This window comes from Arthrobacter sp. efr-133-R2A-120 (assembly GCF_030209835.1).
In the GTDB taxonomy this organism is placed as follows: domain Bacteria; phylum Actinomycetota; class Actinomycetes; order Actinomycetales; family Micrococcaceae; genus Arthrobacter.
Genome location: NZ_JARVRF010000011.1, coordinates 235533 through 257895, shown reverse-complemented (window position 1 = coordinate 257895; position 22363 = coordinate 235533). Strand labels below are relative to the sequence as shown.

General features: G+C 62.0%; 17 protein-coding genes and 2 pseudogenes. 10 read left to right on the top strand and 9 right to left on the bottom strand.

Annotated elements, in window-relative coordinates:
- Positions 1-24 precede the first annotated feature (24 nt).
- A complete protein-coding gene (locus QRN52_RS07930; protein ID WP_284752181.1) occupies positions 25-1527 on the top strand; it encodes an aldehyde dehydrogenase (NADP(+)) in 1503 nt (500 codons plus the stop codon).
- Positions 1528-2157: 630 nt separating this feature from the next.
- On the opposite strand, the gene QRN52_RS07925 is transcribed toward QRN52_RS07930, so the two are convergent.
- From QRN52_RS07925 to QRN52_RS07915, 3 genes are all read right to left on the bottom strand, one after another.
- Entirely contained in the window at positions 2158-3354 is a 1197-nt protein-coding gene (locus QRN52_RS07925; protein WP_284752180.1) for a metal-dependent hydrolase family protein, read from the bottom strand.
- The gene (locus QRN52_RS07920; RefSeq protein ID WP_284752179.1) at positions 3338-4801 is read right to left on the bottom strand and encodes an MFS transporter; all 1464 of its coding nucleotides are present in this window, start codon (positions 4799-4801) and stop codon (positions 3338-3340) included. Before QRN52_RS07920 ends, QRN52_RS07925 begins: the two co-directional genes overlap by 17 nt.
- A gap of 134 nt (positions 4802-4935) precedes the next feature.
- On the bottom strand, positions 4936-5922 hold the full coding sequence (locus QRN52_RS07915; RefSeq protein WP_284752178.1) for an ornithine cyclodeaminase family protein: 987 nt from the start codon (positions 5920-5922) through the stop codon (positions 4936-4938).
- A gap of 168 nt (positions 5923-6090) precedes the next feature.
- Here QRN52_RS07915 and QRN52_RS07910 point away from each other — a divergent pair, with 168 nt between their 5' ends.
- Positions 6091-6765, top strand: a complete 675-nt coding sequence (locus QRN52_RS07910; RefSeq protein ID WP_284752177.1) for a GntR family transcriptional regulator — start codon at positions 6091-6093, stop codon at positions 6763-6765.
- A gap of 21 nt (positions 6766-6786) precedes the next feature.
- Positions 6787-7329 (top strand): LysR family substrate-binding domain-containing protein, encoded by a 543-nt coding sequence (locus QRN52_RS07905; protein WP_284752176.1) that lies wholly within the window; start codon positions 6787-6789, stop codon positions 7327-7329.
- 506 nt (positions 7330-7835) lie between these two features.
- On the opposite strand, the gene QRN52_RS07900 is transcribed toward QRN52_RS07905, so the two are convergent.
- The 5 genes and pseudogenes from QRN52_RS07900 to QRN52_RS23935 all read right to left on the bottom strand — a co-directional run.
- The gene (locus tag QRN52_RS07900; protein ID WP_284752175.1) at positions 7836-8432 is read right to left on the bottom strand and encodes a PIN domain-containing protein; all 597 of its coding nucleotides are present in this window, start codon (positions 8430-8432) and stop codon (positions 7836-7838) included.
- Complete coding sequence (locus QRN52_RS07895) at positions 8392-8847, bottom strand: helix-turn-helix domain-containing protein (RefSeq protein WP_234759736.1); 456 nt, start codon at positions 8845-8847, stop codon at positions 8392-8394. Before QRN52_RS07895 ends, QRN52_RS07900 begins: the two co-directional genes overlap by 41 nt.
- 202 nt (positions 8848-9049) lie before the next feature.
- A complete protein-coding gene (locus tag QRN52_RS07890; RefSeq protein ID WP_284752209.1) occupies positions 9050-9847 on the bottom strand; it encodes a nuclease-related domain-containing protein in 798 nt (265 codons plus the stop codon).
- Between the two features lie 267 nt (positions 9848-10114).
- Entirely contained in the window at positions 10115-11365 is a 1251-nt protein-coding gene (locus QRN52_RS07885; protein ID WP_284752174.1) for an HIRAN domain-containing protein, read from the bottom strand.
- 267 nt (positions 11366-11632) lie between these two features.
- Positions 11633-11698 (bottom strand): annotated as a pseudogene (locus QRN52_RS23935) (hypothetical protein); the annotation flags it as partial.
- 502 nt (positions 11699-12200) lie between these two features.
- Here QRN52_RS23935 and QRN52_RS07875 point away from each other — a divergent pair.
- Positions 12201-13025 carry a DUF3592 domain-containing protein gene (locus QRN52_RS07875; RefSeq protein WP_284752172.1) on the top strand — a complete coding sequence of 275 codons (825 nt, stop codon included), beginning with the start codon at positions 12201-12203 and terminating at the stop codon, positions 13023-13025.
- A 143-nt stretch (positions 13026-13168) separates the two neighbouring features.
- Positions 13169-14008 carry a DUF3592 domain-containing protein gene (locus QRN52_RS07870; RefSeq protein ID WP_284752171.1) on the top strand — a complete coding sequence of 280 codons (840 nt, stop codon included), beginning with the start codon at positions 13169-13171 and terminating at the stop codon, positions 14006-14008.
- Between the two features lie 831 nt (positions 14009-14839).
- Here QRN52_RS07870 and QRN52_RS07865 read toward each other — a convergent pair.
- On the bottom strand, positions 14840-16492 hold the full coding sequence (locus QRN52_RS07865; RefSeq protein ID WP_284752170.1) for a DUF5677 domain-containing protein: 1653 nt from the start codon (positions 16490-16492) through the stop codon (positions 14840-14842).
- Positions 16493-16605: 113 nt separating this feature from the next.
- Here QRN52_RS07865 and QRN52_RS07860 point away from each other — a divergent pair, with 113 nt between their 5' ends.
- The 5 genes and pseudogenes from QRN52_RS07860 (at position 16606) to QRN52_RS07845 (ending at position 21430) form a co-directional block, all read left to right on the top strand.
- A complete protein-coding gene (locus QRN52_RS07860) occupies positions 16606-17409 on the top strand; it encodes a hypothetical protein (protein ID WP_284752169.1) in 804 nt (267 codons plus the stop codon).
- The gene (locus tag QRN52_RS07855; protein WP_284752168.1) at positions 17367-17747 is read left to right on the top strand and encodes a hypothetical protein; all 381 of its coding nucleotides are present in this window, start codon (positions 17367-17369) and stop codon (positions 17745-17747) included. The genes QRN52_RS07860 and QRN52_RS07855 overlap by 43 nt, the downstream gene beginning before the upstream one ends.
- A gap of 159 nt (positions 17748-17906) precedes the next feature.
- Positions 17907-18122, top strand: a pseudogene (locus QRN52_RS23930) (AAA family ATPase); the annotation flags it as partial.
- A gap of 435 nt (positions 18123-18557) precedes the next feature.
- Entirely contained in the window at positions 18558-19901 is a 1344-nt protein-coding gene (locus tag QRN52_RS07850) for an ATP-dependent nuclease (protein WP_284752167.1), read from the top strand.
- Entirely contained in the window at positions 19901-21430 is a 1530-nt protein-coding gene (locus tag QRN52_RS07845; protein ID WP_284752166.1) for a UvrD-helicase domain-containing protein, read from the top strand. The genes QRN52_RS07850 and QRN52_RS07845 overlap by 1 nt, the downstream gene beginning before the upstream one ends.
- Positions 21431-22363: the final 933 nt, after the last annotated feature.

Genomic DNA, 22363 nt, shown 5'->3' with positions numbered 1-22363 from the left:
ACCCCTCCCGAAAGGAGACCGAGCATGACCACCGTCGCCCAAAACACGCCCGGCAAGCAATCCAACGCCGGCGCCGTAACGCCCACTACTGACGCCGAGCTGGAATCCCTCCTGGCTGCTGCCCAGTCCGCCGCGGCGCCCCTCGCCGCCTTGCGGCCTGCCGAACGCGCGAAGCTGCTCGACGCCGTCGCCGACGCCCTCGACGCCGCCGCCGGCCAGTTGGTCCCCGTGGCACAGCGCGAGACCCGCCTGGCCGAGGTCCGCCTCCGCGGTGAGCTCAAGCGCACCACTTTCCAACTGCGCCTTTTCGGGGAGCTGCTGCGCGACGGCGGTTACCTTGACGCCCGGATCGACCACGCCGACGCCGAATGGCCTATGGGCGCTCCACGGCCGGATATTCGCCGTGTACTGGCGCCGTCGGGGCCGGTGGTCGTGTTCGCGGCAAGCAACTTCCCCTTCGCGTTCTCGGTGGCCGGTGGAGACACTGCCTCGGCGCTTGCTGCCGGAAGCCCCGTGCTGCTCAAGGCCCACTCCGGCCATCCCGGGCTTTCCTTGCTCACCGCCAAGGTTGTCGCCTCGGCCCTTGCCGCGGCCGGCGCTCCCGAGGGCACTTTCGCGCTCATCACCGGAACCGCCGCCGGAGGCGCCGCCCTGCGCGATCCCCGGATTAAGGCCGGTGCCTTCACAGGTTCCATTCCGGGTGGACGCGCACTCTTCGACATCGCGAGCTCACGTCCGGAACCCATCCCCTTCTTCGGCGAACTGGGCAGCAACAACCCCGTCTTCGTCACCGAGGCTGCGGCCGCAAAGCGCGGCCCGGAGATTGCCGAGGCCTTCGTCGGTTCCTTCACGCTTGGGGCGGGACAGTTCTGCACCAAGCCCGGCACGCTCTTCGTCCCGGCGGATTCCGGCCTGATGGATGCATTGCGCGACGCCGTCCTACCTCCGGCCATGCCTCTCCTCAACGATCGGATCCAGTCCGGCTACGTCGAAGGGCTGCAGGGCTTGCAGTCCAACCCCCGGCTGAACGTCCTGGCCCAGGGCACCGATCCCCTGGCGGACCCGCCGAGCCCCACCCTCCTGCTGACCACAGCCACGGACATGCTTGCCGAACCGCACGCGCTCCAGGCCGAGTGCTTCGGCCCCACTGCTGTGGTCGTGGCGTACGACGACGAGTCCCAGCTTCCGCTGATCGCTGAAACCTTCGAGGGCCAACTGACCGCGACAATCCACGGAACGGATTCCTGCCGGGTGGACGGGCTCGTGGAGATCCTCGCACGCAAGGCCGGGCGAGTGCTCTGGAACCAGTGGTCTACTGGCGTCTCGGTCACGTATGCCCAGCAGCACGGCGGCCCCTACCCGGCGACGACGGCGGCCGGCAGCACCTCAGTGGGCACGGCCGCGATCGAACGTTTCCTGCGGCCCGTCGCTTACCAGGGCTTCCCGCAGCATCTGCTGCCCGAGGCCCTGCGCGAGGAGAACCCCCTCGGCGTGCCGCGCCTCGTGGACGGCCGTCGGGAGAATTAGCCGCTCCGGGGGCCTCATACTCATGATTCCGGAAGCCCCTCCCAAGCATGTCCTGTCCCGAAGGAGTCCTGTTGCTTGTTTTGAAGTGGTTGCAGCCGGTCGTCCGGCGGTACGGGAGGTTGCGATCCAGCCTGGTTGGCCTCCCCAATCCCGCCGAGGACTTGGGGCGACAGACCCTCATCCGACGTCTGGAGGCGGATGACTCCTACTGGTGGATCCTCGTCGGCGGCATACACGTTCGGGGATTCGGTCCCCACGATAAGCAACAACAAGGCCAAGCTGGACCGGAAACATAGCCAGTTTGCTGTAACGGATCGCTGACTCAGCTAACCGTCCATCTTTGCCCAAGAAGCGGCGGACCGCATCGCTTCCGGTCGGGATTCTGCCGGACGCCCGGGGATGGTCGAGCACAAGCCAGTTCGCGGCCGGCCCGGAAACGGTACTTCAGCATCCGGCTGTTGTCGGCCTCGCCGGGAGGGATCCCACCACTCACGATGGGAGGTTGGCTAGGGCCCAAACAAGACGCAAGATCGCGACTTTGCTTACGGTTCTTGGTCCCACAATGGTCCAATCAGATTCATTCGCCCAGGACGTCGCGGCGGGAGTCCCGATACAGGCACTGCCGATAGATTACTCCGGGCGCACAGGGTCGCCGTCAACAAGTGCGAGCCGAAGCGAGCGCCCGTCGGCAAGGACGCCGATGTCTGAGAGGGGATCTCCGTCGACCACAATCAGGTCGGCGTACCCTCCCTCGCCCACGACGCCGGCGCGGCCGGCCTCCCCGACGATCTCGGCACCGACGATGGTGGCCGAGCGAAGCACCTCAAGCGGTTCCTGTACCCTCGCGCGTAACCGGAACTCCTCAAGCTGCAGCGGCAGACCCTCACCATGGAGATCCGTCCCATACCCGATTCGGACCCCCGCGACCGAGGCCTTGGCGAGCGATTCGAGCCCGCGCTCGAAGATGTCCTCCACTGCCGCCCTCTTGGCGGCGTCGAGCCCGTGGCCCGTCACCCCGGAGAGGATCGCCCAGTAGGTGGCGAGCGTCGGGACGTAGAAGGCGTCCCGCTCAAGGAAGAGCCGGATGCACTCGTCGTCGAGCAGGTTGCCGTGTTCGATCGTGCGGACGCCGAGACGCAGCGCGCGTGCCACGGCCTCGGCCGTATACACGTGCGCGGCGATGTACCGGTGGGCGAGACGGGCCTCATCGACGGCGGCGAGGACCTCCGCGTCAGAAAAGCCGAGTGCCTCGAGGCGCATCTTCGACACGACGCCGCCCGAGAGAGTGAGCTTGGCGTGGTCGGCACCATCGCGAAACTCGGCCCGCAGTGCCCGGCGAAGCTCGACTTCGCCGTCGCAGACCTTCGTGAGGACGTGCCCTCCGGTCGGGGCGAAGATCGGGCCACCCGCCTTGAGGCGGGGGCCGGTCACGAGCCGCTCGTCGACGGCGCGGGCCAGTCCGGTGTCCGCCCCGCCCATGTCCCGGACAAGGGTGAAGCCACGCAGCAGCATCTCGTGCAGGACCCGGGCTGTGCGGGCCGCGTGGTACTGCGGCGACCAGGACAGGATCTCGTTGAAGTCCCCCGATGCCTGCGTGACGTGGGCGTGGGCGTCGATGAGGCCCGGGAGGACAGTCTGGCCAGCCACGTCAATTTCGACGGCATCCGCCACCGTGCGGGTCGAGTCCGAGATCTCGGTGATGATGCCGTCCCGGGAAACAATGGTCCGCGGCGGGCTGAGCTCCCCGCTCGCGACGTCGAGGATGTGCGCCCGACGAAGGACGATCGTTGCGGCGCGGGAGCGTCCAGGGTCAGAGCGAACTGCCATGGCCACCTCCTTCACTGGTGCGCACGGTCCGGGGTACGCCCGCGACGGAGGTCGGGCTGCCGCCGTCGGGCCCCACTTCTTCCCCCGGTTCATCCGCTGACCCGCCCTCGATCTCCTCAAGAGAGCGTCCGCTCGTCGAGAGTCCGAAGACGAGGACGACCAGCGCGGCGCCGCCCAGGACGGCCATGATCATCGTGAACACGCCCCCGAAGCCCAGCGCCGGGAAGGCGGCACCGATGAGGATCGGTGCGGTGATGCCGCCGACCCGTCCGAACGCGGAGGCACTGCCCATGCCGGTTGCCCGCAGTTTGGTCCCGTAGACCTCCGGTGTGTAGGCGTAAAGGCCTGCGTAGCAGCCATTCATGAAGAACGAGAGGAGTGAGCCCGTGAGGAGGATGGCGCCTTCGTTCGACGCTTGGGAGAGGAGGAACGCCGCGCCGGCTCCGCCTAGGAGATAGAGCGCGATCGTGACGCGCCGACTGAGCCTTTCGTTGAGGAACGCGGCGCTGTAGTAGCCCGGGATCTGCGCGATGGTGATGATGAGGGAATAGGTAAAGCTGCCAGTGATCGTCATTCCCTTGGTCACGAGGAGCGAGGGAATCCAGACGAAGAACCCATAGAAGGAGAAAGTGACGGCGATCCAGAGCAGCCAGACCACCGCGGTGCGGCGAGCGTTCCCGTGCCGCCACAGATCAACGTGCTGGAACAGGGGTGGGGCTTTCGGTGCCGTGGTTCCGGCGGTGGTCTGGGGCCCGTGCCATGCCCGGACGAGTCGTCCTTCCTCCAAGCCGAGCACCACTTCTTCCGCTTCGGTGTAACGGCCGCGGGTCAGCAGCCACCGAGGGGACTCGGGCAGCACGCGCCGCCACCAGAGCAGCATCACGATGGGCGCGGCGGAGATGAGCTGGCCGATTCGCCAGCCTTCGGGAAGTCCCGCGACGACCGTGGTGCCGATCAGGGCAGCACTCACGTAGCCAAGGGCAAAGAACCCGGCGACGGCTCCGACAAAGAAGCCGCGGCGGTGCTTGGGGATGAACTCCGCGATGAAGGTCGGGATGATGGCCGATTCGGCGCCGATGCCGATGCCCGCAATGATCCGCAAAATGAAGAAGAGCTCCCAGCTCGGGGAGAATGCGGCCGCGATTGTCGCCGCCGCGTAGAGCGCGAGGGCGTACATCATGATGCGCCGGCGGCCGATCCGGTCGCCGAGGACTCCGGCGCCGATCGAACCGATGAAGATGCCGATGAGCAGCGCACTGCCGATGAGTCCGGACTGGGCGCCATCCAAATGCCAGAGCGGCTTGATGATCGGCAGGATGTAGGAGACGAGTGAACCGTCCATGCCATCAAAGAGCAGCCCAAGGCCTCCGATTAACGCGAGCTGGATATGAGGCCTGCCGACCCGCATGCCGTCCATCCGCTCCAGTAGTGATTGCGTAGATGCCATCACTGTACCTTTCTGTTTGTTTGGGAGAAGTGGTACTTAAGGAGATTTGGTATACATGGTTCCACCAAATGTGATCCTTGTCATCAAATTTCGTGGAGTTTTTCCGTTTTGGCATGCCAAACGCTACCTGGGACTCAGTCGGAGAGATTGACATGTACGCCCAGGCCCCGCTCGAGCGCCGCGTCGTAGAGGAGCCTCCCGATAGCAAGGTCCTGCAGCCCCATGCCAACGGAGTTGAAGAGCGTCATCTGATCCGGGCCCTCCCGTCCCGCAATCGAACCGATGATCACCTGCCCGAGTTCGCCAGCGAGGTCGGTGAGGGCCAACGCCCCCTCGTCGACTGCCAGCAGAAGATCCCCCGACTTGGCCAGGACGGTCTCAAGGCTGTCAACAACGACCCGCGAGCGGGACATCGCCTCGGCGTCGAGCTCGCGGTGGTCGGGGCGCGGACGCGCCCCGACGGCATTGACGTGCAGCCCGTCCCGGAACCACCGCCCAAGGACAATAGGGGACTCCGAGGGAGTGAGCGTACAGACGACGTCGCTCATTTCCACGACCTCGCGAACACCTTCAGCCCTGATAACCTCGGTTCCGCCGGGTTCGACCGCCCGACGGAACCTGTCCAAAGTCTCGGCAGTGCGCGACCAAACGATAACGGTGTCAATCGGAAGGACGGACATAATCGCCTCCACATGCGCTAAGGCGAGAGCCCCGGCCCCGACGAGGCCCAGGATGCGACTCTCGGGCCGGGCGAGGTGGCGCGAAGCGACCGCAGTCATGGCCGCCGTGCGGATCCGCGTTGGCACGCGGCCGTCGAGAAGCGCGAGGGTCTCCCCCGTGGCCCGGTCGGTCAGAACGATCGACGAACGCTGGCTAGGGAGACCGGCCCGTGCGTTAGACGGGATGTCACAGAGCAGCTTTGAAGCGACCAGGCCTTGCGGAGCCGATGCGGCCGCCATGACGAGATACCGCGCGTCGGTATCCGGTAGCCGCATGGATAGCGGGCCGGGCTGGTCGGCCGCGCCGCGCGCCTGGTCTGCCAGGCTGGCCTCTATCGCTCGGATAGTTGCGCCCATATCTGCCGAGGCGGCGAGGTCCGAGGCGCTGAGAATGAGGGTCACGGGGACTCCTTCCAGGTGTGTTGCTAATCACCATAGATCACTTTTGGTATGCCAAATAGTGCAAAGTGTGAAAATTATTGCAATAACCAAGACTCTTAGGAGATGATTGGCATGCCAAGAAAGTTCCGTGCATGCTTAAGCCGTTGTGGCCAACCAGAGGGGAATCTTGTGACAGCAGAGGCAACGAACGTGGCGGTCTCGACGTCGCGCGCCGGCAACGTGTACGAGTGGATCCGCGAGCGGATCATCGACGGCACCTTCCCTCCGGGACAGCGGATCCGCGAGCGGGATGTGGCGCTCGAACTCCAGGTATCGCGAGTGCCCGTACGCGAGGCACTCCCCCAGCTCGAGAGCGAAGGCTACATCGAGACCCTGCCCCGGCGTGGGGCGGTCGTGACCCACCTGACCGTCCAGGCCGTCACCGAGCTGTTCGACGTGCGGTCAAGTCTCGAAGTCCTCGGCACCCGGCTCGCGGCCCAGGCCTGCGCGGGCGGCACCGACGCAAGCCGGCTGAGGGACCTCTTGGGCGCTGCGGAGGCTGTCCTGCAGGAGAACAACGAGAACCTTATCGCGGATATCAACTCGAAGATCCATGAGGAGATCCTTGAGCTCAGCGGCAGCCATCTCCTCAGAAGGCTCATGTCGCCAGTGAACGGCCAGGTCCGCCGACTCTTCCATGTGGCCTCCGACCGCGACCAACTCGTGCAACACCACGAGCACAGCGCCATCGTGCAGGCGATCACCGAAGGACACTCCGAGCTCGCCGCAGCCCTCGCCTTCGCGCATGTCGAACACAGCCGCAATGAGTGCCTGCCCATCGTGGAGAAAAGCCTCAAGGCATAAGCATCGTGGTCCGGGACCACGTTGGCCATTGCCATCCCCCAAGAACCACCCGCTTGCCGAAGAAAAGGCGGTCTGTCCGATTTCCGGGGAGACTCCTGGGTCTGGCTCCCCCGGTCGATCTCGCCGGAATATCACGTCGAACTCGTTGCGGCATGCAGACAGGCGGGCTTCAGCCCCAACGCGCAGCACTATGCCAACTCGATCAATTCCCAACTCGCGATGGTCAAGTGCGGTCTCGGCGTGACACCGGCGCCCGCGTCCTCCGTCCGGCTTCAACCGGATGGCCTCGTCTGGCGGGACATCACAGAGCGCGCGGATCTGTGGAACTCTCCATCGTCAGCCGGACGGAAGCGACAGAACAAATGTGCTGCACCAAACGGGCAAGCGTTCATCGGGGAAGCACTACATCCGGACCTCTCAATCCATCCCGAGAATGGGTGTTTGGGGTCCAGCCGGGACCCTGAACCCGCCACCCCAAACACCTTCATAGGCCACCGCGGCAGCCAGCCACCGGCCCGCCAACCAAGCGTCAGAGGCCCTTGTCAAGCTTTGTACACACGTTAAAGCAAAAACCCCTCTGACGAGGGGAAACACTGTGCCCGAGGTGGGACTCGAACCGGGTTCCGGGCCTCGGAATCACTGGGAACTCCCGAAAACATGCCGAGTACGAGCCAGTCCGGCCGCGGTACGGCCGAGTCCGACGGCCAGGGTGTGCACATTGTGCACACCCTTTTTCTGTCCCCACGCATCCGCCGGTGAGCCCCAAGCAGTCCATCACGCAGGTCCCAGCATTCAGTCCCGCGCGAATCCCACGCAGCCCGGCAGGTGCAACGGTCCGGTCACATCTCATCAGTGGTCACCTCCTTCGAGCATTCATGGTTCCAACAACGAACCACTGCATGACCGGCAGCCAGCCTGGTCACAGCCCAATAGCGGAGAGAGTCACGCAACGTCCATGCGGTTGGTGGCCCTTACCTTGGCCCGGTCCGGAAACGACTGCGGTCGTCCATGACCGAGTCGCCTCCACGAGGAAACGCTGGTCGGGGCGCTGGACGAGAATGGTGTGCGTCTTACCTGCGAAGGGCTGACGCGATTTGAGGCATTCCCTCGGACTCGAGACGATCCAGGACATCGTCAACGCCCAGCGGTGGATTCCGGTAGGCCTCGGACATGTTGCGCACGGCAACGTGGAGTTCCACCGCGTCCAAGTAGAACTGGTCCATGAGGAAATCATCGGGATGTTTGGCCTCAACACCCCAACGACCAAGCACTTCCGCCGGAAAATGCTTCAGATTGTTCGTCACGATTACTTGCGCTTGCACCTTCAACGCCGCCGCCATCACATGGGCATCCCCCGGGTCCGGGAGGCCCATGAAGACCTGTTCCAGAGGCTGGTAGTCATCGACGATGCAATCCGGCACCGCAGCGCACATCAACTCCCGGGTCCGGTCAAGCTTCGCCGGGTCCAGGTCCGGCCGGTTCTGCTTGAGATTCCGGAAGGTCTCATCGAGGATGGCTTCGGTCCACCGGGCCCGAACCAACCCGGCCTGAGCAACCCGGATCAGCAGGTCACGGAGCATGCTTGGATACAAGACGTTGGCATCGTAAATGACCGTAAAAACCACTCTAGATAAGCCCCATGTCCTGACCCAGTGCCGAGAGCTCATCAGCGGCGTCCTTCTGAGCCACGGACGTGCGGCGCTTGTAAGCGTAGAGCGATTCGGCGAGGACCCGCCGGTGGGTACCGACTCTTCGATACTGGATTTCACGGGCCTCAAGGAGCCCCACCAGGTGCGGGCGCGATACATTCAGAATGTCCGCTGCCTGCTGCGTGGTCAGTTCGGCATTCATCGGAACCACCGTGACCCCTTGGCCCGCTGCCATCTTCCCAAGAATTCTTATCATCAGATCCGCCGCAGCCCGCGGCATCTCCAGCTCTCCCCCGTCGGTCACCTTCATTTCCACCGGCTGTTGCGGATCCGAGTGCGCCTCAACCGCACGACGCAGCGTCTTCAACGCCTCCCGCGCCAGTTCAGAATCATTCCCGTGAGGGTAGGCCGGGGTTGGTGTTTGAGTCGCCATCGTCGCATCCTCTCCTTGTCTGTATATATTTACCCTACTCTTCAAACGAAATAAACAGAACAAGCGCAATAAGCGAAAGGGAGACGCTGGAGCCACGAAGAACCGAGCAGGACCGTGGTTCTGAACGCGGCGCCAGCCGCACTCCACACCAGAATGTCAGCGTGGGTTTCCCCAGTCAGGCGACGACCGTGATCCCGTTACTTCACGACGATCTGAACCGTGCGGCTACCTTTTCGCGGATAGCGGCGACATCAACGTCGCCCTCTGTTTCCTCTGCAAGTATTTTGGCTAGTCGTTTCGGCCAAAGGACGTGAATACTGCGAGTCGCGAATGGGCCCCCGATCAAGGGCCAGTCAGCTTCGACGAAGCACAGCGCCCCAGTGACCGGCACATCCCCGACAGCGTCGCATACGCGCCCGACCTGTTTGAGCACGCCATCGACCAGCTTCGTACAGTCGCGCCCGCCCACGAGGAGCTTCTCGACGCGTGGCCGCAAGATACCGCCCTCGATCTTCAGCTCGGGTCGGCCCGAGTACCGCTTCGCGTCGATCACCCAGATCCCCTTGCGGGTTATGGCGATATGGTCGATATTCGCCTTCGAACCCCGGCGGTCATGAAGAACCGCGAGACGACCGTGGGCCGCGGAGTCAAGCCTGGCCCCGAGACGTTCCTCTCCGACCGCACCCCGCTCCCACGCTTTGGTGCTTTGCCGCTCGTCACTGAGCGCAACGGCAAGGCCGCCCAACCGACCCCATTTCCCGCGGAGTTTCTCCTCATCTTTGGCCTTGCGGCGCTCGTACTCACGTCGCGCCGACGCCCGGGCAATTCCGGACTCCGCCGGAGATGAATCCTCGCCTAGTGGTTCGGGAGCCGGTGACCTCCCCTCGGAGACACAAGTCAAGCAACGGACCGTCTTCGTTTCGGTTTCGTAGACCGCCTCGGTGCCGGGCGCAAGAGAGGCGCCGCACAATCGACATACCCCGGCGTATCGGAGCCTCATCTGCTTCATGAGGACAGGGACCAGATCCCCGGCAGGATCCTGCCGGCATTCGGCTTTCGCACCGCCTGGAAACAGGACACCCTGATCTTGACCGAGAATATGGCGCTCGGTTCAGGGATCACGGCGCCCCGGCCGGATCTGCATGTCTGCATGATCCATTCCTTACCGTCAGAGGGGATATTCGGGCGACCGGATCGCCCCAGCTCGCTGATTTCACGACAACGACACGCCACCGCAAGCCCGGGGCATGCCTGCCCGGAGTGTCTCCTATGGGTTGTAAGCGGGCGGAACGTCATATGCGGCGGTCCATGGGAGAAGCGTTGGTGCGGGGTGCGGCCCGGCGGATAGCCAGTCGTTGCTGATCTCGGTGGCCTTCGCGGCGTGCAGAACGAGCTGGGCGGCGAGGGCGGAACCGATGATTTGAGCGTAGGCGAGGGCGGTTTCCCCGACGGTCTCGGTGTGCTCCAGAAGCGGCAACAGATGTGCGGAGGTGACGTTGCTAAGCTCACCGACGCGTTCGCCATTGAGCCGGACTTCGACAAAGGGACGCTCCGTACCGTTCTTGAGAGTGTGGATCGCCTTGTGGAGGCTGACCAGCAGGAGACCGACCCCGTCCGGAGGCACATGTTTGAAAAGGACGTCGAAATGGTCCTCTTCCTTCAGGACCTGAATCGCCGATCCCCACGGTACAAGAGTGGTGACGCCCGTCGGGGCATCGTTCAGCGGCACGATCAGCCCCGGCTCAGGCAGGGCGACGGTGACCCGGGCTTGAAGGCGATCACCGGCGTCGTACGCCCAAATACGGGCCGTCGTCGTCACAGCAAGCCCGCTCGCAATAATTCGCCTGATAGGTTGCCCATAGCGGATCGCATCTTCACGACTGAGATAGCCCAGGACCTGATTCCGCCAACGAACGCTAATGGCGTTGACGTCATAGGGGTTATCCGGCTCGGCCACGAGTTCCACCTGAACGCCTTCAACTTCACTGTCACTCCGTACAGCGACCGGCGCCCCACTTCCGCGGAGCGCGGCCTTGATCGCGTGGCTATAAGCGTGCTCGCCCACGACTTCAACGTTCGGCCATTCCGACCGGCCCAGCGACACTCGATACTCCCCCAGACTCCTGGGCCGAGTAACTGCCGAAATTGGTGCCAGCCCCTCAAAAGCGAGCCGCAGTGGCGCGCCGTGGCCCGCCGGTGCCTCCATCGGGAAACCGGGAACTGCGATTCCTTGCGCGGTGCTGACCGGACTTCCCGCCCAGGTCGAGTCCTCCCACACCTGCCGGTTCCGGCGCCGCTTCCGCACCAGGAACATCACCCCTACGATCCCCGCGGCCAGAACAAAGCCAGCAGGCGAGGACAGCGTTACAATCAGCACCAACAGCCCGAACAGGCTCCACTGGGCAACCGTCCCGGCCTTCTCCAGCCTTGGCACACCGCGGCCGCCGGAGGTCAGCTTCGCCGGGCTCTGACCGACACATTCCAGGACCCGCGCCGCCTGTCCCAGGCTCAGGTGCATCAGACTCGGGCGCCTGCCCGTCGCACGTGCGACAGCCGCTCGCACAAAGTCGCGCTGGAACTTCGACGCCGGAACAGTCCCATCAGGTGCGAGGAGCTGCCGCCAGGTCTCGTCGCTGATGACCTGGCGCGCAACCTGCGGGCGGGCCGATCGGGACCTCCCGGCCACAGGCCTCCGTGTCGAGCGGCGGCCCGAGCTCGTGGCCACATACGACACGCCCGTTCCAGGAATCCTCACACTGCTCGTTGTGCGGCCTGTCGTGGACTTCGTAACCCGGAACGGGCCCGCCCCGATGCTCGCACTCGCCCCACGCTTCGACGCCGTGATCCTCACAGGCCCGAAACTCTTCGACTTGCGGTAACGGAACCCCACCTCGTACCCCCAAAGATATGCAATCCCAAGGAAACACCTGTCCCCCGTAGGGGATTCTAAGCCTCGGACATCCGAGAATGGAACACCGGTCAGGTGACGGAGGACGGTCCTTTCCAACCCACATGGCAGAGCCGCCAACCCCTGACAGGTGCATCGCCGATCCGTTCCTCGAGCAACTCGTACACCGCTTGTACGCGGCGACCTGCCCGTTCAGCCCTGCCGCCAACTTCGCCTCCACGACGGCTCTATGTTTCGCAAGCCTCCGAGTCGCGAAAACACGCTGGACCAACGGAATGTCATCATCGGCGGAACCAGTCCACCGGATATTCCACTCCTCGACGGTGAGCATGATCTGCGCCGCTGGCAGCTGGCTGCTCTGCCGGTCGTTCGGGATGGGCTGGAAAGGTGATGACACCCATTTCGCTCAGGGTATCTGGTGATGTCGGGGTTTAGGCTCGGAGCTGTGTACCGTGATTCGGTCCTGCTGCCCGGTGGAGCACGCCTCCGAGCTCAAGAGCCGGCCCCGGGTGCCTCGTTCGCGTCGTGGCGCCAGAACCCCTTGCGTAAGCGGCTCCGCCTGCTCCGCGCCACCGCATGGGTGCTGTGCTTCGCGGTTCTTGCGGTATCGGTCTTGGGATTGACGCAATCGATCCGACGCTCGTTGATCACCTTCGCTCAGGTTCCCGCCGTGGTCACGGCCTCGACGAGCAAAGGCCGCCAAAGTGATTGCCAAATGCTGCTCGCCTTCCTCTTCGACGGCCAGGCACGGACCGGCAGCTACCAGGTGAACACCACCTGTAGGGTGCTGCCTGGTGCAGGCAGCCGGGTGGACCTGAAGGTCAATCCAGAGGATCCGACGGACGTCGTCATCGTCGGGCACGAGGCCTCCGATCCGAACCTTCCCTTGCCCATTGGCCTGGCCAGCGGCGCCGCCTTCCTTGCCGCAGGTCTCTTCGCCATCCGGTGCGAGCGGTCGTGGCGCCGCGCTTGCTCCCTGGGTCCCAAGGTCCGTCCGTGGTTGCAGCTGGCCGGCACGGTCACGGTGCACAAATCGGGCATGTTCCACGAAGTGTTCATCCTTGATGGCGAAGGAACCAAAGACCAGCCGGTCGCCTTCCAGATCAAGCTCACTGCCTGGCCACGGATGCCGAACCCGGGCCAGGAGCTCACCTTCAACCTGCTCTCCGACGATGGCCCGACCGCGATCCTCGCGGTGGGAGAACGCCCGTGGTACAAACTGGCAACCATCTCAACCCCGCTCGTCGCGCCCCGGCGCCTTACCGGCTGAGGACATGTTTTGCGCATCGAGCAGGGTCTAGGCTAAGCACAACATGTCGCACTGTACGAGTTTGCCGAAGCCTCCACTTCGCCAGCGGTAGATACTCAGGACATCGTTCACGTGGGGGTGATCGCATCAGTGAGGGGAACGGCATGAGTGGTGAACACGAGGGCCTCGTTCTGACCGAGGATCTGTCTCTTGTGCCCAATGGCCGTCCGGCGGGAAACGGCCCGGCCTGGGTCGAGTCCGGTCTGCGTCGACGCTTGCTGAGACGTCTCCGGCTGGCCATTGTGATAACCGCGACGACGATTCTCCTTTGGGTGGCGGGTTTCTGGTACCTGACCAGGCCGTTCCATGAAGACTGGCCGCGCACAGCGGCAACCGTGGAGCTCACCGACCAGTTTTACGCCAAAGGCGCCCATTGCCAGGTGCACCTCGGTATCACCTCCTCAGGTCAGACGCGCACCGTGCTGTTCTCCGGCTACGCACCCTGCAGTGACCTGCCGTCCCGCGGACAGGTGGTCACGGTCGCTATCGACCCCGACCACCCGGATTCGCTTCGCATCATCGGTTACGACGGACCGGCGTGGGCCGATATCGGGTTCGCCGCGACTATCCTGGCGCTGCCCGCCCTCTGGTTCTCTCCCTTTGTGCTGACCTCGGTCGTGCGTTTCCGGCGGGCCCGTAAGGCCGGCGGGGACCGCCCGTGGCAGGAACTGACAGCCCGGTTCGTCTCACGATCCCTCTACAAAGGCACAGTCTCCGCCAGGCTGGAAGCGGTGGACGCGGACGGCAAGGAGCGCACGTTCTTCGTGTCCGGATCCCGCAAGGACCTGTCCGGCTTTGTCAACGCCCCGGCGGGAGCGGCGGTGACTTTCTGGCTCACTGGTGACGGCCACGGCAACGTCCTCGTTAACCACCCCGGTTCCGGCCGACCAACCCCGGGCAGCATCTACGTACCCAACAACTTCGAACTACGAACCCTCACCTGATCGGACACGGGGCAAAATGGCCTGTTCCGCGTCAAATCCCCGGACGATTTTCGTTGCCGGGCTGTTCTGATGACCTGCCAAGAATTCAATACCGATCATCGTCAGGTCATGTCGCCCGGCGTCGTAATCCCCATGAACCAATAAGGATGCAAAACCGGTGCCGAACACAGACGGGAAGGACACGGCAATGCGTAAGACACGATCCGCAGAAACAAAATCCGGCGCTCGTTGCTCACAAGTCACGTCGCCCGGACTGTCTGCCGCAATGAAAGACCAGGAGCCAACACAACCAGATCCCCAACAGAGCAAGGAGGGAGCCGGAGTCAGGTAAACCGCGCCCTGCGGGGATGCCGAAAAAATACTATTTGTACACACTCAGTGGCCCAAAAGGGCCCCTGACCTGTGGAAACACTGTGCCCGAGGTGGGACTCGAACCGCATTCCAACCCCTGTGAATACTGGGAACCCGCGAAAACATGCCTAATCCGAGGCAGTCCGACGGAGGTACGAGCCGATCTAACGCCAAAGGTGTTGACGCTGTCAACACCTCCTGTTTTGGCTTTACACTCAGCTACCGGCCGTAGGTCCGGGCAAGTCTCTCTTGCCTTGACACCTAATTCGTCGTGCCTCGGGGCAGGAGACGCTCTAGGCATTCCCGAAGCGGCGGTGTGAGGCTGCGCGGCAGGCCTCCCCGTTCGCGCCGCCGCATGTTTGTGCCCTGCACCCCTGGCGACTGTTCGTAGCCTGCGTTTGAACGCCTGCCATCGGGAACCGTGCCGCTAATAGGACGTCAACATCATTCCTTAGTGCGAAATACGCGAGACACTAGATTCTAAGCTGACTCCGGCGGTTCCTGATCCGGCTCTTCAAGCCAGGCAAAGGCAGAAGCGACTGCATCTTCATCAGTTTCCAAAATGGATAACCCGGTGCGTGACAGCATGTAGAACTGGTCAACCCACGATGAGGCTAGTGAGACATTGCCCCCAAAGCTCAGTGAGAAACTGGGAACTAGGTGCAGCCCGTGAAGTACGTTCAGACAGGGCTCCATGGCATGTGTCTCAACGGACCACCACTCCGAGTGGGTGACTCCACTGGCAAGCGAGTAGGCCTGTCGGTACAAATCCAGAAGGCCTGCCTCGTCAGCCATTGCCCGAATGGATTTCCCACCCGCAAACGTGTCACGGGTGTCAACAACCCGGTCATCCACGACGTCGTTATTGTGGCTCAGTCGCTTCAATTCCTCGGCTGCCTCACGAAAACCGTCAGTACGTGCTTTTACAGGTAGTTCATCCGAAATGCGGGCATAGAGCTTGGCTTTGCCCGCGCCATACTCCTGAAACTCGCGATAGATAGATGGATCCTGAAGAGCCATCCAACGGAGGTAGATCTTTGTTTCTACAAGCATGCGCGCGATGTGCGCACCATGTTCCATGCACCAAAGATCGGGAGCCGAAAGCACAGCGATGAGGTCCCGCCCTGCACGGGCCACGAGTCCCGAGATGACCTCCTGTCGCTCCTTCTCATATAGGCGCGCAGGCGCTGTCTCGATGGCCTCAATGAAACTGCTCAACACATCCATTGTGAACCGGCGAAGATGCGCTCCGTCTTCAGGAACTGGGGTCGGAGCGGCGTGCTCGACAGGCAGACTGTCCGAGGTCCGCACCTCGATTTCGTGCTCCTCCTGATCGGTGCCATCCACGTAGTCGTCCTCCGTCTCACTTTTGCGGATACACCGGGAAGTCATCGAGTTCGCCCCCCAGAACACCCGCGCCCACTTGATCGCATGATCGAAGTGCTTCGGATCTTTGACAAGCAGCATGCCCTTATGCGCCCCCCAACCGGCGCGCACAACGGTATCTGCTGCGGACCTCGTGCCGGTATCGCCAGGATAGGACTTCAATAGCTGGATTGTCCGTGCATCCGAGCGAAAGGTCCCGGCATGGACTGTGCTCCAAGTGCGGAAGCACTTGATGAGTGCCTCACGGTGTCCGTCCTGCAGAACACCGAGCAGAGCGTCTTGAATGAGTTGCAGTTCGGCAAGCTCGGGGGGTGTGTGCTGTGATTCGCCTGCAAGCCAGGGTGCAGGGATGAACGGATACGAACCAAGTACACGACGGATGCTCGCTGATAGCAGGCCATAACGGCTTGCCTCCTCGAATAGGATTGCAGATGAGCCCGGGAACTTCCCGGCAAGATCCGCTAGGTGTGTCAGACGCCCATCCAACAACTCCGCTATCACGGTAGTCTCTCCATGCTGGGCAAGCTGTTCTTGAACTGCCTGCTGCCAGCTGATGAAGCGATGAACGCTCTCGTTGCCCTGCTCGGCTATAACCAGCGCTGGCCAGAGCAAGTCCGGTAGGTCATCCTTAAACCAGTCGTTTGGTCGCAACATCCCTGTCGCGGCAAGCGGGGACTTGTAAACGCGTCCTTTCCGGACGTGACCTGCCAATGGTCCCGTGTGCTGGTTCGGTTTAGGGAAGTTCACGTCCAAAACATACCCTCCGCGGCTGACAAAAGATGTGAGCCCACCTTCATGTCGTCTGCGCATAAATAACCGCTCGACTGGTTCATAAGAAAAGGGTGAATCGGGCCAGGACTTTGTCAAGCAACTCGGTGTGGCGACCAACGAATCCTCGATGTGGCGCCCGATACAGTCACCCTAAGGCGAAGGAGTCCTTCCACGGACAATCCACAAGCAAAAAGCATGCGACCGTCGTCGAGTACGGCCTGCAAGCCATCCTCAACCGCACGCCTGAAGCGGTGATCGAGGATGGTGGCCCGGCTGGATTACTCTCGGTCCTGTGTGGGAACAGCGACGACGTCGACGTTCTTGGACGCCCGGACGGCAGATTCCGAGCCACCATCCACGAAGACACATCAGGCAAGAAAGATCAGTTGCGATCCGAACTTGCTGATTTGGCATCTACACGCTTGATCTCTCGAATGGTCACGCGAACAGTTCCGCCTAAGGTCCTTAATATTCTGAGAGAGGAAGTCGGTTACCACCGTCCCGCGGACAAGGACGGGGACATCTGCGGAAGCCCATATCTGACTTGGCATCATTTCGACCCTCCATGGCGTGTGAAGAAACACCACCGCCCTGAGGGCATGATTGCCCTTTGTCGCGAGCACGCTGACAAAGCGGATAATAGGAGCTACACCGATGATCAACTGCGGACTTTAAAAAAGGAAGGCAAGGGGCGGGGAAAATCCGTTTCGGGCCGCTTCGATTGGATGCGGCAAGAGATGATTGCCGTTGTAGGTGGCAACGCCTTCTTGGATGCGCCAGAGGACATCATCGTACAAAAGGGGGGGGTGAACCGGTCCTGTGGTTTCGCACCAACAAAAACGGTGAGAAAATGGTTAACTTCCGCATTCCATCATTGCCTGGTGAACCACTGAGGGCCGCCTTGGTGGACAACTTTTGGACAGTAGATCCAAAAGGTGCTGCTTCATTCGAGTGCCCTCCGAATGGGCGGAAGTTGTTCGTATCGTACGCCAACGGTGACTACTTCCGGTGCGAGTTTGACATTATTGAAGACAGGGATCAGCTGGCGAAGAAGTTACCAAAGCTGAAGCACGTAAGTAGTTATCCATTCGGATTCCCGTTCACGATGGTGATGATCGAACAAGAACTATCGGGAATCTATCCAAAGTTCTCCCAAGAATACATGGACACGGGAAAGATCACTATCGGGGACACCGTCATGAACGCCTCGGTCATTAGGATAACTACGTAGGAAATCGGCTCTCACAGAGTCGTTCAATTTGAGACATTACAATAAGAGAGCAGTTCAATCGCTCACACCTTAGGCCAGGCCATTGTGCCCGCGGACTGGCCCCCGAGGGTGTCTCATTTTGCGTTTCGGCCGTGGCAGGATGAATTGGGAAAGGGTTAGGTGTATCGCTGCGGACACTCGCGGCCACCCCACCCAGTATTAGTGCACCCGAGGAGTGTCTTGTACCTGAAGCGAATTACGATCGAGGGGTTCCGCGCTGCCGTACCGCACCCCATCACTCTTGACCTCCCGGGCCGATTCAGCCTTTTGGTCGGATCGAACGGCGCCGGGAAGACCACGATCAATGACGCCATCTATTTGGCGCACCCTGATCGGTTTCCGCGGCTCGCACCGTCCGACGCAGCTGTTCTGGGCCTTGCGCCGCGCAATATTGCCATGGAATACGCATTCGAGGGACCGGGCCGTACCGAGGGAGCGCTCGGTCAGACGCTCCAGAGGATCGGAACCAGTGCTCCGTTTTGGATGAGGTCCTTAGAGCGGTCGCTTGGCCATGTCAGGGCTCGGACCGTCGGTCTGGCCCCAGATGAACTGGAACAGCTTCGACTAATCTACCTGCCTGCGCTTCGGAACCCGGTGGATGAACTATCCCGGCGCGAAACCAGGGTCTTATTGGAACTCCTGAGAGCGGAGCAACTGCGGAATCCTTCCACTGGAACTCTCAGTGACGTACGCCGGCAGGCGGAGTCGTTGCTTGGTTCCCTTACGACCCATCAACTACTAGTCGACGTTCAGGGGCGCATTGCAGAGAATATGAAGACTCTGACCACTGGGGTGAAGGAGCATTTCCCGTTCATCGGAACCCAGAAGGTGGATGACGGATACCTAGCCCGTGTCTTGGAACTCATGCTTGCGACGACAAACGAAGCGAACCAAGCGCAGCGTCTCGAGGCTTCGAGCCTCGGCTACGTAAACCTTCTGCACATCGCAGTCACTCTCGCCGGCATTCCCGACCCGTCAAAATCCCCGGAGACGACCTCTGAGAACGCCCCGGCCGACAGTTCCGGCGCTGCCGATGGTGCGGTCGGTGTCAATCAATCCCTAGGAGATATCAATCAGCCCGCTCCGGCAGATAACGCTGAGGATGCTCGACGGAAACTCGAAATGCGAAGCGAGGAGGCGGAAGACCAGCTTGATTCGTTCTTCCCGCAGCTGTTCCACGCCACCGTCCTCATAGAGGAACCTGAGGCACACCTCCACCCGCAGCTTCAACACGGGCTCATCCGCTATCTCCGCAAGGTGACCGTCGCGCGCCCCGACCTGCAAGTAATCGTGTCGACCCACGCGAGCGAAATTGTCGCTGCGTGCAAGCCCGAAGAAATGGTAGTAGTACGTAGGGAATATGGCCGCGTGGTCACCCGCACCTTGGCAAACATTCCGTGGAAGGAAGCAGATCGCAAAAAGATCACCAGGATGACAGCACTCCATTTGGACGCTAGCCGCTCGGGTGCACTCTTCGCAGACCGAGTTGTGTTGGTCGAGGGCATTACCGAGGCAGCCCTTGTCCGTGCGTTCGGACGAGCGTGGGCTAGCCTTGATGGGGCCAAATTCGCTTTTATTGATGCGCTATCCATCGTGCCAATCGGCAATAAGGTCGGTGAATGGCCGGTCCGTCTCCTGGCGCATCCTGGGTGGGAACTTGCTAGTCAAGTCGCCGTGCTGTCGGATACTGACAAACGCGACGACCCCCTGCCGGAACCAAGCCCAACGGCATGGCAAAGTGGCTTCGCTGACTCGACTCGGTTCAAAGTGTTTTGGTCTCGCCCGACCCTCGAGCCAACTTTAGTGGACGGAAACGACCTTCTGATAGAGAAGGCCTTGGCCTCGCTCGGCCAGTCCGTGATAGGGCCTTTGACCTCGAAGAGTATTGATGACCTATTCCTGACTTCCTCGGGGAAAAAAGCGAAGGGGGAATTCGCATTTGAACTCGCTGCCCTTGTAGATGAGACCGCGTCCACTGTGCAGGTGCCGGAGCAACTCGTCGAATTGTTTGACTGGCTCTGGGCTGGTCACGTCGCGGTAGAGGATGGAGGCGACGGCGACGGCGAGATGACAAAGGAGTCCGGAGCCGAGAGCGGGCCTGGCGGCCAAATCTGATGGCACTTCGACTGACCGATCGGCAGGTGGTCGCGGCCGTCTCCGAACGGCCCTTCATAAACATCATTTCGGCACCCGGGTCCGGGAAGACAACCGTGGCAGCGGAACGGTTTGGATACCTCGCTTCCCAGCGCTCCTCAGACCGACGCGGGGTTTTGGGCTTGAGTTTCAACAGGGCCGCCGTCGCGGAACTGAGCTCCCGCATCACCGCGAGGTGGGGGAAGCCCACGATTCAACTGCCGAACATGGTCACGACCTTCGACGATCTGCACGTTCGCATCCTGCACCACCTGATCGACCGGGGACTTATTCGCTGGCCAGGAGGGCACTCCGTTGTCGAGGTACTAGATGAATACCGTGGAAGGCGCGGCTTCCGATTCCTTTCCGCGACCAACTGGAAACGCATCGCTAGATGCGACCAGTCTGGACAGGTCGTGAGCCACGGGCTTCAGCTAAGCGCACCGGAGTACGGTATCGGTGGGGTGGCTGACCACCGTGCCGTTCTAACGGAGGGGTTTGCTAGCCATGAAGACGTCCGTTGGATATTGCGCTCGGCGATACGTCTCGATGGCGTTGTCGACGCAATCCAACGCTGGTTTTCGTCAAACTTCAGGCACATCATCATTGACGAAATCTACGACGCCGATGAGCTCGACCTCTGGATGGCAATGACGGCGGGGTCGAATGAAACCGATTCCACCCATCTCACCCTCATTGGGGACCCATGGCAGGCCCTTTATGAGTGGCGCGGCGCAACCCCGGATAAGGTGCAGACTCTGATCGACAGCCTCCCATTTCATGAGTACGAGCAGCCCGAGTCGTTCCGGTTTATAGGTGAGCAAATGCCTGACTTGTCACGGTTGCTTCGGGCCAGCGCGCCGGTGACCATTCCCCGGCACACCAGTGACGTCGTGGACGTCGCCCTGGCCCGCAGGTGGGTACACCTGTGGAATGTCGGTGACAACGTTCTTCCCATTGCTTTCCGCTCGGTCGGGAATGCAACTGACGGGATGCTGAACCTCCTCTTGGACGAAGTCTCACGCCGGAAACTTGGGCGTGACTCGTTCGGAAAGCAGTCCGCCTGCGTCATCCTCGGGATCGACCCATCGGAGCTGGCCCCCATCCAAGCCACAGTCCTCGAACCAGTCCTACACGCAATGCTCAATGGCGTTAGTGCTGCTCAAGTGCTCCACCTCCTACGTGACACAGCCCTGGACCTAGGTGCGAACCGGCGGCCTTCCCGACTTCCCCGACAAGGAGAACCGATCCGACACCTCGAAGTTGAAGCCTTGCGTCGACGGCTCCAAAGAGACGATCTAATCCCCGGCCTGACCGTTCACCAGGCCAAAGGTCGAGAGTGGCAACGAGTAGGTGTTGTTTTGTCGGAGAAGGACGAGCAGACCCTTGCGGGTGGGCTTCAAAAGTTGGAACCCGAGCACTGTGTGCTTTATGTGGCACTGACGCGCGCTAAGGCGTCCTGTGTCGCGCTGGGCGATCCCAGCAAACTACAGGTCGATGAAGCGAATTAGCGACGAGCAGGATGCCGATGTGAGTGACTCTCCTCTCGTGGTGTATTGCAAAGTATCCTTTCCACGGTGACACTGCGGGTTCATCCTCATGCGGGTCAGGCATTATCAGAGATTAGGACTACGTAGATGGACGCTTGGTTCGTGTGGGCAAGGCGGTCAGAGTGTCGGGACTGCCCCCGGATTTGTTGACTCCTTGACCTAGCGAGCTTGTGCTCGCGGAAGGATGTTGACCATGCCCACGCCGTATCGGGCGGAGTTCCGCCAGGATGTTATTGATGTGGCCCGCAAGGGGAAGCGCCGCTGGCGCAGATTGCGAAGGATTTCAGATCGGGGTCCTGCCCCTTCTGGATCTCTACCCAATTGCGCACCTGATCGAACCAGATTTGGATGTACTCTCCAGGCCGCTGGTCGGCGCCCCGCCACGACCTGATAGCATCCTCGGGGCCCCCACCGCGGTGACGACACTTCGGCGTAGGGTGGTCGCCGACTGGAACTCCTTGGCGATCGTGGCTGCATTCCTGTTGTCCACTCGACCGGCTTGCCCTCCACGGAGGCCGGCACGACAACGCCGTCGTCGACAGGGAGGCCACCCGCGGCGCCGTTGCCCCGCGGTATCACGCCGTCGAACCGCACCCGGCCCACACTGGAGGGATAGGTCCGGTCAAAGTCTTGGAAGAGATCCAAATCGGAACGGGGAGTTGGTAGATCGCGGTCACGGTCTCGGCCGCCGGGGGAGTCGTTTCCTCCGAGGTCATATCGTTCACGACTCCGTGCTACTTGGTGCCGGGCGTGGGCGGTCCCTATCCCAGGGCCAGGGCGACGTCGTAGCCGGCGGACTTCTGCAGGATATCCCTCGCCCGGTCGTACCGCCGCGTGGGCTGCGGATCCGCGTGGCCCATGCTATCCCGCAGATCGTGCACCGAACTCGGGCTT

Bases quoted from the DNA above. Each gene is read 5' to 3' on its own strand.
- QRN52_RS07930 (WP_284752181.1), top strand. From the start codon at position 25: ATGACCACCGTCGCCCAAAACACGCCCGGCAAGCAATCCAACGCCGGC.
- QRN52_RS07925 (WP_284752180.1), bottom strand. From the start codon at position 3,354: ATGGCAGTTCGCTCTGACCCTGGACGCTCCCGCGCCGCAACGATCGTC.
- QRN52_RS07920 (WP_284752179.1), bottom strand. From the start codon at position 4,801: ATGGCATCTACGCAATCACTACTGGAGCGGATGGACGGCATGCGGGTC.
- QRN52_RS07900 (WP_284752175.1), bottom strand. From the start codon at position 8,432: ATGAGCTCTCGGCACTGGGTCAGGACATGGGGCTTATCTAGAGTGGTT.
- QRN52_RS07895 (WP_234759736.1), bottom strand. From the start codon at position 8,847: ATGGCGACTCAAACACCAACCCCGGCCTACCCTCACGGGAATGATTCT.
- QRN52_RS07890 (WP_284752209.1), bottom strand. From the start codon at position 9,847: ATGAGGCTCCGATACGCCGGGGTATGTCGATTGTGCGGCGCCTCTCTT.
- QRN52_RS07885 (WP_284752174.1), bottom strand. From the start codon at position 11,365: ATGCACCTGAGCCTGGGACAGGCGGCGCGGGTCCTGGAATGTGTCGGT.
- QRN52_RS07870 (WP_284752171.1), top strand. From the start codon at position 13,169: ATGAGTGGTGAACACGAGGGCCTCGTTCTGACCGAGGATCTGTCTCTT.
- QRN52_RS07855 (WP_284752168.1), top strand. From the start codon at position 17,367: ATGGTTAACTTCCGCATTCCATCATTGCCTGGTGAACCACTGAGGGCC.
- QRN52_RS07850 (WP_284752167.1), top strand. From the start codon at position 18,558: ATGAAGACTCTGACCACTGGGGTGAAGGAGCATTTCCCGTTCATCGGA.
- QRN52_RS07845 (WP_284752166.1), top strand. From the start codon at position 19,901: ATGGCACTTCGACTGACCGATCGGCAGGTGGTCGCGGCCGTCTCCGAA.